At 55.0% G+C, this 12,605-nt stretch carries 6 protein-coding genes; 2 read left to right on the top strand and 4 right to left on the bottom strand.

Annotated elements, in window-relative coordinates; all coding sequences use genetic code 11:
* Positions 1-3: 3 nt before the first annotated feature.
* The 4 genes from J7I43_RS15175 to J7I43_RS15160 form a co-directional block, all read right to left on the bottom strand.
* The gene (locus J7I43_RS15175; RefSeq protein WP_209146571.1) at positions 4-1,608 is read right to left on the bottom strand and encodes a RagB/SusD family nutrient uptake outer membrane protein; all 1,605 of its coding nucleotides are present in this window, start codon (positions 1,606-1,608) and stop codon (positions 4-6) included.
* A gap of 93 nt (positions 1,609-1,701) precedes the next feature.
* Entirely contained in the window at positions 1,702-5,193 is a 3,492-nt protein-coding gene (locus J7I43_RS15170) for a SusC/RagA family TonB-linked outer membrane protein (RefSeq protein ID WP_209146570.1), read from the bottom strand.
* Between the two features lie 46 nt (positions 5,194-5,239).
* Positions 5,240-6,280 carry a FecR family protein gene (locus tag J7I43_RS15165; protein ID WP_209146569.1) on the bottom strand — a complete coding sequence of 347 codons (1,041 nt, stop codon included), beginning with the start codon at positions 6,278-6,280 and terminating at the stop codon, positions 5,240-5,242.
* A 48-nt stretch (positions 6,281-6,328) separates the two neighbouring features.
* Complete coding sequence (locus J7I43_RS15160; RefSeq protein WP_209146568.1) at positions 6,329-6,964, bottom strand: RNA polymerase sigma-70 factor; 636 nt, start codon at positions 6,962-6,964, stop codon at positions 6,329-6,331.
* Positions 6,965-7,483: 519 nt separating this feature from the next.
* Here J7I43_RS15160 and J7I43_RS15155 point away from each other — a divergent pair.
* Complete coding sequence (locus J7I43_RS15155) at positions 7,484-10,660, top strand: SusC/RagA family TonB-linked outer membrane protein (RefSeq protein WP_209146567.1); 3,177 nt, start codon at positions 7,484-7,486, stop codon at positions 10,658-10,660.
* 11 nt (positions 10,661-10,671) lie between these two features.
* Positions 10,672-12,588 carry a RagB/SusD family nutrient uptake outer membrane protein gene (locus J7I43_RS15150; protein ID WP_209146566.1) on the top strand — a complete coding sequence of 639 codons (1,917 nt, stop codon included), beginning with the start codon at positions 10,672-10,674 and terminating at the stop codon, positions 12,586-12,588.
* Positions 12,589-12,605: the final 17 nt, after the last annotated feature.

Below are 12,605 nucleotides of genomic sequence, written 5' to 3'. Positions count from 1 at the left end.
TGATTACCAGCCGGTATTCTGACCGAGGTTTTTGTTCTGGTCGGTTTCAAAAGTAGGCACGGGCCAGAGGTAATGTTTGGGACTGGTGAAGGTCCTGTTTTCCACGATGATGTACCCGTTCGGGTCGCGGTTGAACGCCCCGCCGCTCACTTTGATGCCGCGCACCGGCCTGTTCAGCACGGTTTCGGCGGTTCCCCAGCGGCGTATATCGAATATCCGCAAACCTTCGAAAGCCAGTTCCGCCCTTCTTTCCCGGCGAACGATGGCGCGCAGCTGCTCTTTGGAGCCGCCCGGAAATTCGGTGGCCGTTGCTTCGGTAAAACCGGCGCGCACGCGCAGCAGGCGGATGCTCCTGTTCCATGCGGCTGCGTCGAACGTGCCCAGTTCGTTGAGCGCTTCGGCGTACATCAGCAACACGTCCGCATAACGGATAACGGGCAGGTTGAGCGTGGAATTGTAGTTGGACGCGGTGCGGTCGTAGAATTTCCGGAAGTAATACCCGGTGGGCGAAGCGCCCTGGTCGTCTACGCTGTTGGTAGCGGGAACCGAACCGGGTTGCGTAAGGATCGTCTGCACGTGGTTCTCAAAATCGGTAATGGTAGCGCCATGGTAAATGATGCTGGCCGCAAAACGCGGATCGCGGTTGACGTACGGATTGTTTTCGTTGTAACCTGAGCCGGCTTCGGCAATGCCTTTGCCGTTGAGCATGATGTAATCGTCTACCAGGTCTTGCGTGGGCACCAGCGTGCTGCGCAGCAGGGCCACGGTTTGCGGGAGAAAGCTGCGTTGCGTGCCCCAGGTTCTGCCCCCGCCGTATTGTATGTCGAGAATAGTTTCGCTGTTGAACTCATTGGCGGTAACGAACAGGTTGGCGTAATTGCCGAGCAGCGAATACGTACCGTTCTCCGTACCGTTCAGCAGCAGCTCGCATTCTTTCCTCGCTTCGTCCCACTCGCCGTTGTACAGCCTCACCCGGGCGCTCATGGCGATGGCCGCGCCACGGGTAATACGGCCCCTGTCTTTTTCCGCGTAAGCGGTGTTCACCGGCAGATCGTTGCGGATGGCGGCCAGCTCTTCCAGCACAAAACCGATGATCTCCGCTTTAGACGTACGGCCGATCGTTTTCGATTCTTCGATGGAAATGAGACTGGTATAGAACGGCGCATCGCCGAACCAGAAGGCCATCTGGAAATACGAATACGCGCGGATAAAACGGGCCTCCGCCAGGATGCGCTGCTTCAGCGCCGCGTCCATCGAAGGCACCCGGTCTATGTTCTGGATCACGTTGTTGCATTTGCGGATGGCGCTGTAGCGGTAAGACCATTCTCCCCGCACACGGCCGATAGAGGGGTCGTAACTGCCTGCGGCGATCAGCGACACGCCGTTAAAACCCGTGCCGGACACAAATGCGTTGTCGCTGGCGGCTTCGTCTCCGAAGAAATGCCCGTCGTCCGACATATTTTCGTAACAGCTGGTGAGCGCGTCGAGCGCGTCCTGCGCGTCGCGCCAGTAAGCCTCGTCGGTGAACTCCCGCGTGTTGGGCTGGTCCAGCTTACGGCAACCGGCCACCAACGCGGCACACAGCAGTATGAACAATAATTTTTTCATCCGTTAATATTTTTCTTTTTAAAAGTCGGATGGAACCTCGCATGTATCAGTGATAAAAATTGATCATGCCCGGTTTCATAATTAACCTGTTTATCAGAATTTAATGTCCAGTCCGAATGCGAACGTTGCGGCATTCGGATAATTCCGGCCTGCGATGGCGTTATAATTGGCAAAGCCCAGCTTGTCGTCGTACTGCGTGAACTCGGGGTCTACGCCCAGTTCCCTGAACCTTTTCGGCGTAAACGTGAGCAGGTTCTGGCTGGTGAAGTATACCCTCATGCTTTGCAGCTTTACGACGCCCGTCACCGATTTCGGCAGTGTGTAGCCCAGTTGCAGGTTTTTCAGCCGCAGGTATTTCGAATCGAACATCCAATAATCGGAATACGCGAAATTGTTGGCGTTGGCCGTGCCGATGGTCAGCCTCGGGTACGAAGCGCCGGGATTGGTGGGCGTCCAGCGGTCGATGTGCTGCACGTACGCATGATCTTCGTTGTTATGGAACGCTTCCACGATATCGCCGCGCAGGAACTGCGAGCGCCTGCCCACGCCCTGCCAGAACATGGTGAAGTCCCAGTTTTTCCATACTGCGTTATACGTAAACCCGAACGTGTACCGCGGGAAGGGATTGCCGAACACATAACGGTCATCCGCATCTATCACGCCGTCGCCGTTGCGGTCGATGTACCGGATGTCTCCCGGCTGCACCTGCTGGTTGTAAGCAAACGGCACTTTGGGCGCATTTTTGATATCGTCCAGGTTCTGGTAAAGACCGTCTGCGCGGTAACCGAAATACGACGCGATGGGGAAACCTTCGCGGATGATGTAAGTATAATCGGCGCCGCGGATGGATTCCTGCCCGAAGCGGATCACGCGGTTCAGGTTGTCTGACAGGTTCGCGCCAACGGTATGGCTTACCGGGCCAGTGCGGCCGCGGTAATTGACCGCCAGTTCCCATCCTTTGTTTTCCACTTCGCCTACGTTCTGCAGGCTGGAGCCGATGCCGGCGGTACCGGGCACTTCCTGCGTAAGGTAAATGCCGGTGGTGCGTTTGTTGAAAAAGTCGAAGCTGACGCTGAGCTTATTCTTGAAAAATTCCGCGTCTACCCCGTAGTTGCTCATGGTGGAAATTTCCCATTCCAGCAATTCGTTGTAAGGCGTAAAGTCCGCGCCGGGATTGGCAGTATTGTTGAACGGGTATTTGTTCGGGTTGAGGTTTACGCGCGCCTGGTAATTGAAACCGCCGATGTTGGAGTTGCCCACCTGGCCCCAGCTGTAACGGAACTTCACATCGCCGAAACGGTCGCGGAAACCTTCGAGGAAAGCTTCGTCGGTTACGCGCCATCCGAGCGAGAACGCCGGGAAGAACTGCCAGCGGTGGCCGGGCGCCAGTTTGCTGGAGCCGTCGTAACGCCAGGTAAATTCGGCGAGGTAACGGTCCCTGAACACGTAGTTCAGGCGGCCGAACAGCGAATTGAGCGCGTAGAGGTTCGGGTTGGTGATGTCGTTGTAAGTGCCGATGGTGGCGTAATCCAGGGTACCGTCGGGTTTGGGGATGTAACCGCCGCCGATGGTCCATTCCTCGTCGAGATTGGTGCCTGCGTAGCGGGTGGCGCGGAATCCGTAGTTTTCGTTCATCGCATCGCTGCGGGCGCCTACCTGCGCTTTTACGTAATGTTTGCCGAAGGTGTTTTCGTATTCGGCGGTGCCGTATACGTTGGTGGCCATGTCTTTATATTCAGACACGGTCATCTGGTTGTTCACCGGCGGGTTGGCGGTGGTGTAATATGGCGCGTAGCTGTATTTGTTCACGCGGTTCCGGTAGTTTTTGATGGAATAGGTGCCGGAGGCGTTGAAGTTAAAGGTAAGGTGCTTCACCGGCGTGATGGCGATGTTCAGGCCGCCCAGCAGGTTGTCCCACTCTTCCTTGTTATACCCCTGCTGCGCCAGCTGCGCGATCACGTTGTTGCTGTTCAGCGCGGGCACCACGAAATTGCCGAGCGAATCCTTTACGGGATAAATGCGCGGCGTGCGGATGGCATCGCGGATCAGCAGGCCGATATCGGGTTGTTGTTTGTTGTAGTACGATTTGGTGTAGGCGAGGTTCATGTCCACCTTCACGTATTTGCTCACGTCTACTGAAATGTTCGCGCGGGCGTTGTACCGTTTGTAGTTGAAATCGATATCGGAAGGAATGTATTTGTTCTGCAGCATGTTGCCCTGGTTCACATAACCGAGCGACAGCAGGTAGCTGGCGCTTTTGCCGCCGCCCGTCAGGCTGAGGCTGTGGTTTTGTTGCGGCGTGTGTTTGCGCAGCATTTCATCCACATAAGCCGGCTCGGAACCGCGGTTTTTCCAGTACACGATCTCTTCGGGAGTGAATTGCGGCGTTTTACCGGAGTTCACCAGCGCTTCGTTCTTCAGCGTCATATATTCCCAGCCTTCTACCTGGCGCGTCATGGTGGTGGGCGTTTGCCAGCCGTACATGCCGCTGTACTGCACGGAGGGTTTGTCGTCTCTTTTCCCTTTTTTGGTGGTGATGTAGATCACGCCGTTGGCGGCCTGCGAGCCGTAGATGGCGGAAGACGCGGCGTCTTTCAGCACCGAAATGCTTTCCACATCGTAAGGGTTCAGGTTGCGGAGGCCTTCGTTGCCGGCCTGCACACCGTCGATGATGATGAGGGGCGCGTTGCCGGTAAGACTGCCCACCCCGCGGATATTCAGCACCAGCGCGGCTCCCGGCTCAGCGGTATTTTGCTGCAGCGTGAGGTTGGGCGCAGTGCCCTGCAATGCCTGGAACATGTTGGACACGGGCCTGCTTTCGATATCCTTGGTGGAGATCGTGCTGATGGCGGCGGTCACCTGTTTTTTGCGTTGCGAGCCGTAAGCGGTGATCACCACTTCGCTCAGTTCCTTCGAATCGGTGCTGAGCACGATGGTGATGCTGGTACGGCGGCTGATGGGCACTACCGATTGCTGGAAACCTACGGAAGAGCAAATCAGTGTGCCGTCCATGGCCGATTCCGGGACCTTGAATGTAAAATAACCTTGTTCGTTGGTAACAGCGCCCAATGTAGGGGTGCCTTGCAGGCGAACGTTTGCGCCGGGAATGCCCTCACCGTCATCACTCACCACCCGACCGGATATGGTCACGTCGTCCTGCTGTGAATTTACGGTGCTGGCGGCGTTTCCCTGTTTCAGGATGATCTTGTTGCTGATCAGCTCGTAGCGGATGGCCAGCGGGGAGCATATCATCTCCAGCACTTCTTCGAGCCGTTTGTCCTTTACATTAAGGGAAATTTTCCTGGCTGCCGGTATTTCGTCGTTGGAGAAAACGAATACGTAGGCCGTCTGCTGTTCGATCTTTTCAAGCACATCGGCAAGGCGGGCGTCTTTTACCTGCAGGCTGATGCGTTTGTCCAGCGGTTTGGGGGCTTCTTTTTCCTGTTGCGATCCTGCCTTGACCGTATTGGCCGCGTACACATGCTGCGCCTGCAGGCCCGGAAGGCCCACGAGGGTAAAACAGGTGCATAAAAGAAGGAACAACAAACGGAAAGCGCCCACGTTAGGTTGTGGTCTTTCTTTCATAACGTTGTTAGCGAAATTGTGATTTAATCTGTTTTGATTGACGTGGTTAATCCCCGATAAATAATGTACTGTCTGTGACTGTGTACCTGAATGGCCTGGACCTTGCCAGGTAAAATAAAATATCCTGTAAGCTGTTGTTTTGAAACGATCCTGTCATGCGGTAATACTTCGGCGCTTCAGCCGTAAACACCACTTTTTTGCCGAACGAGCGCTCCAGCTCGTGGCCGATGTCTTCCAGCAGCGCGTCGCGGAACACGAGGCGGCCTTCGGTCCAGGCTTTGTCTTCCTGGCCGGAAGTATTCTCTTTTATAATGTCTTCCGCGGTATGGCGGTAAGTTACTTTCTGATCGGGTGTAATATAAAATGTATCCGGGCGCTGGTTGCCGTTCTCGTATTTCGGGATGAACGCCACTTTGCCGGTGGTAACGGAAGTTTGCACGGGCTCGTTGTCGTACGCGCGCACGTTGAACGAAGTGCCCAGCACTTTTACCGTGCCTTTGGCGAGATGAACGATGAACGGTCTTTCGGGGTCGGCCGCCACGTCAAAAAAAGCTTCCCCGTTCAGGTATACTTCGCGGCTGTCGCGGGTGAACACTTCGGGGTACGACAGCTTGCTTTCCGCATTGAGCCAGATCTTGCTGCCGTCCGCCAGTTCTATCACCGCGCGCGTGGCTTTGCCGTTCTGCCGGTTGAGCCACTGCGCCCTATCCTGCAGGGTTTGCGCTACCGGCGCGGCGGTTTGCGGCCGTTGCCGATGTGCGAAAAGAAAAAAAATGATCACCCCGGAGACTGCTGCAGCGGCGGCATAAACGGGCCATCTGCGGCGGCGCGGCGTGGTGGCTGAAGAAGGGATGGACGAAAGACCGTTTTCCGGCTCACGGATCCTTTCCAGTGTTTTTTGCAGCGCAAGTTCAGTATCCGCGGAAGACTGGCCTTCCGGCGCGGAAAAATACTGCTGGAGCAGCAGGTACCTTTCCCGGAGATTCTCTTCACACAACAATCCTTCCAGTTCGGCCAGCTCCGCCGGCGAAGCCTGCCCTGCCAGTTTCCTGGCCACCAGTTCAATGAATTGTTCTTCGTTCATCATGCGTTTGCGCTGTTGTATGTATAAGGACAGGCGGTTTTCCAAAATTCCCTACAAGCCGTTCAAAAAAATATCAGCAAGCAGTAAAAGCCAAAGCGTGGCGGGCGGTTCTTTCTTTTTACCGGGCTTTACGGAGAGGAACGGCGCGATGGCTTCGTTGAGCCGGCGGATGGCGCGGAAAAGCTGCGTCTCCACCGTTCTCGGGCTGATATTGAGGATCACCGCAACGTCCTTATAACGGAAACCTTCGTCACGGATCAGCCGGAACACCTTCCGGCACTGGTCCGGCAGGCGGTTCACTTCCTGGTCCAGCTTGAGGTGCATTTCTTTCCATTCCATTTCCTTTTCCGGGTCTGCCGGGGCGGTGAGCTGCGACATGCCGTTGTCCAGCGGGGTGATGCGGAGGGAAGAAAATTGCTGGATATAATTGAGGGAGTGGTTTTTTACGGCCACGAAAAGGTAAACTTCGAGGTTGGCGATGCTTTCCAGCTCCCGGCGGCGGTTCCAGAGTTTTACGAACACGTCGGACACGATCTCTTCCGCCGCTTCGCGGGAATCGACGTACTGGATGCAAAAACGGAGAAGGCGGTCATACAGCAGCCTGAACAAGGCGGAGAATGCCTGTTCATTTTTGCAACGCGCAATTTGGAGCTGCAGCTCCCTGATTTTGGTCTGAATGGCTGTCATGTCGCTATAACCCTCTGGTTCCGGCGCAAAACGCCGGTTTGTACAGATAGGACAGGTAATAACGGGAAATTACGTACAAAAGGCGAAAAAAAATTCCATATTCCGGGGCCGATACTGTATGATGTACACACCTCTCCCCGGTAAATACTACATAGCTGCGTTAAAAAAATACAAGCAATAGGGAAAATCGCGGGAGGAAGCATCAATAAAATTCTGGAATTTTATATTACCAACATCTGTATCCGCGAACATACAGAAACGATTCCATGAAGCACTTGCGAGCCTGATCCCATTAGATTATCCCTGATGGCACACGTTATGAAGATTTAATCACCTGTAAAAACTGATTCCTTAAACCACCGCCCCGAAGGGCCTTTTTACCGAACCAATTCTGCAAACGATTGCATAAATCGCCGGTCATAACCGGTGCAGGAATTTTCATTTCAACCAAAAACGAAATATGCGGCTGCATTCTTCCATAGAATGACGGCCCGGAAAACTGTACAAAAAAAAGCACGTATGAAAAGACATCTCCTGATGCGCATTTGTTGCGTACTGGCATTGCTATTGCCATTGCTGCAGCAAAGCAAAGCCGCGCCTCCGCCCGCGGCAATCGCTTTCAACAAGGAAATCAAAGGCCAGGTAACGGACAGCAGCGGCTCGGCCGTGCCCGGCGTAACCATCCTAGTAAAAGGCAGCACCACTATCGGCACCACTACAGACATGAACGGGCGTTTCATCCTCGATGTGCCAGACAACACGCTGGTGCTCGTTTTCAGCATGATCGGCTACACCACGCAGGAAGTGCCGCTGAACGGGCGCACCACCCTCCATGTAAACCTTGCGCCCGCCAACAACCAGCTGGGCGAAACGGTGATCGTTGCGTATGGCAAACAAAAACGCGAATCCGTGATCGGCTCCATCACCAGCATCAATCCGGGCGAGCTGAAAGTGCCGTCCAGCAACCTTACCACGGCGCTGGCGGGAAGAATGGCGGGCATCATCGCCTACCAGCGCAGCGGCGAACCGGGGCGCGACAACGCGGAATTTTACATCCGCGGCGCCACCACTTTCGGGTATAAAAAAGATCCGCTCATCCTCATCGACAACATCGAATATACCACTACCGAACTGGCGCGTTTGCAGCCGGACGATATCGCCAGTTTTTCCATCATGAAAGACGCCACCGCCAACGCGCTTTACGGCGCACGCGGCGCCAACGGCGTAATTCTCGTAACCACCAAGGAAGGGCGCGCGGGAAAAGCAAAGATCAACATCAGGCTGGAAAATTCATTCTCCTCCCCCACCCGCGACATCGAACTGACCGACCCCGTTACCTATATGAAACTGCACAACGAAGCCGTGGCCACGCGCAACCCGCTCGCCCCGCTGCCGTATACGCAGGCGAAAATAGATTACACGGAAGCCGGTATCAACCCGACGGTGTACCCCACCACAGACTGGCGCGAGATGCTGTTCAAAAAATCCACCACCACGCAGCGCGCGAACTTCAATGTGAGCGGCGGCGGCGACATCGCCACGTATTATATCTCCGGCGGCGTGAATAAAGACAACGGCATCCTGAAAGTAGACGGTCGAAACAACTTCAACAACAACATCGACCTGAAAACCTACAATCTCCGTTCGAACATCAACCTGCGCGTCACAAAATCCACCCAGGTAATGGTGCGCCTCAACGGCACGTTCGACGACTACAACGGGCCGATAGACGGCGGCCAGAAACTTTTCTGGAAAATGCTTCACACCAGCCAGGTGCGTTTCCCCGCCTATTATCCGAAAGATGACGATCACGCCTGGATCAACCACATCATGTTCGGCAACGAAGACCAGGGCCAGTACCTGAACCCCTATGCAGACATGGTGAAGGGTTACCGCGAATATTCCCGTTCGCTGATGGTGGCGCAGTTCGAGCTGAAGCAGGACCTGTCTGACATCATCACCAAAGGCCTTTCGCTGCGCGGCATGATGAACACCAACCGTACCGCTTATTTCGAGCTGCAACGCCAGTACAATCCCTTCTGGTACACTGTTGGCGCGTACGACAAACCAAGCAACGAATACCAGATCTACAACATCAATCCCGAAACCGGCACCGATTACCTGAGCTTCGTGCCGCGGGATAAAACGGTGCAATCCGTATTCTACGGCGAAGTAGCCATGGATTACAACCGCACTTTCGACAACAAACACAACCTGGCCGGCATGCTGATCTTCATCGCACGCAACAGGCTGGAAGGCAATAACGCGGACGGTTTGCAGAAGTCGCTCCCCGCCCGCAACCTGGGTCTTTCAGGCCGCGCGACGTATGGGTACGACAACCGGTATTTCTTCGAATTCAACTTCGGTTACAACGGTTCCGAACGTTTTTATAAAACGGAACGTTTCGGTTTTTTCCCCACCGCGGGCGCAGCCTGGTACATTTCCAACGAAAAATGGTGGGACCCGTACAAATCCTTTATCCATAAGCTGAAGATCCGCGCCAACTACGGCCTGGTGGGCAACGACCAGATCGGCGACGAAAACGAGCGTTTCTTTTACCTTTCCAACGTCAACATGAACGACGGCGGCAAAGGCGCGCGTTTCGGCAACACCGGCGGTTACAGCCGCCCGGGCATTTCCATCCAGCGGTACGACAACCCGGCCATTACCTGGGAAACCGCGAAGAACTCCACCTTCGGCCTGGAGATCGGCCTGCTGAAAAACATCGACATCATCCTGGAATATTTCACCGAGCACCGCACCAGCATCCTGATGAGCCGCGCTTCCATCCCGAAAACGATGGGCCTGCAAGGCACTACGCCCAAAGCCAACGTGGGCAGCGCTTCCAGCAAATCGTACGAAGCCACACTGGATTACAATGCGAAGGTGAACAAAGACTGGTTCGTATCCGCAAGAGGCACGTTCACCTTCTCCCGCAACCTGTACGAGAACTATGAAGAGCCGATGTATGAAGAACCTTACCGTTACCGCAAAGGCCACTCCACCGCACAGCGCTGGGGTTATATCGCGGAACGCCTCTTTATCGACGACGAGGAAGTAAGAAGCTCGCCCACGCAAAGTTTCAACGGTTTCATCACCCGTGCCGGCGACATCAAGTTCAGGGACATCAACGGCGATAAGATCATCGACCAGCGCGATATGGTGCCGATCGGTTTCCCCGACCGTCCCGAGATCAGCTACGGCATCTGGTTCTCCACCACTTACAAAAATTTCGATTTCTCGCTCTACTGGCAAGGCTCCGCCCGTTCATCTTTCTGGATCAACGTTGAGGAAACCTCTCCCTTCCTGGATTACAGGCAGGACGGCAGCGACGTGGCGGTTTCCGAAACACAGATGCTGAAAGTGTATTCGGAAAATTACTGGTCCGAAGAAAACCGCAACCTCTATGCGCTCTGGCCGCGCCTGAGCCCCGAGCTTAATTCCAACAGTGCGCAGCAAAGCACCTGGTTCATGCGCAACGGTTCTTTCCTGAGACTGAAACAGGTGGAAGTCGGTTATTCGCTCCCGCGCCATCTCACCAAACGCTGGCACATCGAATCGGTGCGCATTTACGGTTCCGGCACCAACCTGTTCACGATCAGCGGCTTCAAGCTATGGGACGTGGAAATGGCGGGCAACGGCCTCGGCTATCCCGTGCAGAAAGTCATGAACATCGGCCTCAACATTGGATTCTAAAAAACGAAGTGATGAAAAAGACATACATATTCCTGTTGCTGGCTGCACTTTCCGGGTGTAAATACCTGGACGTGGTGCCCGACAACATTCCGACGATAGAAAACGCCTTTACGCTGCGGTCCAGCGCGGAAAGGTTCCTGTTCACCTGTTATTCCTACATGCCGGCCAACGGCCATTTCAACGACAACGTAGCGTTTAACTGCGCGGACGAGATCTGGCACGACGATCCCCCGCGCGACATCCAGGCGCAGTTTTTCAACATCGCCAAGGGGCAGCAGAACGTATCCAACCCGCTGGGCAACTTCTGGGGCGGCACCAACCGCGGCAAAGCCCTGTTCATCGGCCTGCGCGACTGCAATACCTTTATCGCCAATATCGACAAGGTGCAGGAAATGACCGAATATGAAAGGGACCGCTGGAAAGCCGAAGTAAAATTCCTCAAAGCGTATTATCATTTTTTCCTCTTCCGCATGTACGGCCCTATTCCGCTGATGAAAGAAAACCTGCCCATCTCGGCCAGTCCTGAAGACGTACAGGTTTCCCGCATGCCGGTAGACAGCTGCGTGAACTACATCGTGCAGCTGCTCGACGAAGCGTACGCCAGTCCCAACCTGCCCGAAATGATCTCCGGCAGCGAAGGCTCCGAGCTTGGCAGGATCACCAAACCGATCGTGCTCGCGCTGAAGGCGAGAGTGCTGGTAACCGCCGCCAGCCCGCTTTTCAACGGAAATACCGATTACGCTTCGCTGAAAGACAAAACCAGCAAAGGCGAGCCGCTGTTCAATCAAACTTTCAGCCCCGAAAAATGGCGCCGCGCGATGGACGCCTGCAGGGAAGCCATCGAGTTTTGCGAGGCGCAGGGTTATGCATTGTATCACTTCCCCGGCATGCTCGGCTATACGCTCAACGACACTGTTCAAACCGAGCTCGACCTGCGCGCTTCCCTCACTTCCATCATCAACAACACCGAAGTGATCTGGGCCAATACCAACAGCACGACCGCCGACATGCAGCGCTGGAGCATGCCGCTGATCGCCGAAGGCGCCAGCACATCGGGGCCCAAAGGCATTCTTGCGCCGACCATCAAAATGGTGGAACAGTTTTATTCCAAAAACGGCGTGCCCATCGAGGAAGACAGGACCTGGGATTACAACAAACGATATACCCTCCGCAAAGCCACGTCCGAAGAAAGGTTTTATGTGAAAGACGGGGAAGAGACCGTGCAGCTGCATTTCGACCGCGAGCCACGTTTTTACGCGAGCGTGTCGTTCGACCGCGGCACCTGGTTCGGTAACTGGCTCGGCAACTACGACGTAACGAAACCGCTTTTTTATCCCAAGCTGCGCGCCGGTGAAATGAGCTCCCGCCGCGGCATCAGCAACTATTCCGTAACCGGTTACAACATCAAAAAACTGGTGAACATCGAAACCAGCGTAGCGTCTGACGGCAACTTCACCAGCAACCTCGTGAACTATCCCTGGCCTGAGTTCAGGATGGCCGACCTGTACCTGCTGTACGCGGAAGCCATCAACGAAACCAACGGCCCTACCGCGGAAGCCATCAGCTGGATCGACAAAGTACGCGCACGCGCCGGCTTGCAGGGCGTGGCGGATTCCTGGACGAACTTTTCCACCGAGCCTACCAAATTCCAGAGCAAAGAAGGGCTGCGTGAGATCATCCAGCACGAGCGCACCGTGGAGCTGGCTTTCGAAGGCCACCGCTTCTGGGACCTCCGCCGCTGGAAAACCGCGCACATCGTGCTGAATGCGCCGATCAAAGGTTGGGACATTACGCAGAAAGACGCGCCTTCTTATTACAAGGCACGCCTGCTGTTCAACCAGCGTTTCACGCTCCGCGATTATCTCTGGCCGATAGAGCTCAACGAAATGACCATCAACCGGAACCTGGTGCAAAATCCCGGGTGGTAATTCACAACACAAAAATC

This window comes from Chitinophaga chungangae (assembly GCF_017742215.1).
GTDB lineage: Bacteria > Bacteroidota > Bacteroidia > Chitinophagales > Chitinophagaceae > Chitinophaga > Chitinophaga chungangae.
This window is presented reverse-complemented; position numbering and strand designations above follow the sequence as displayed.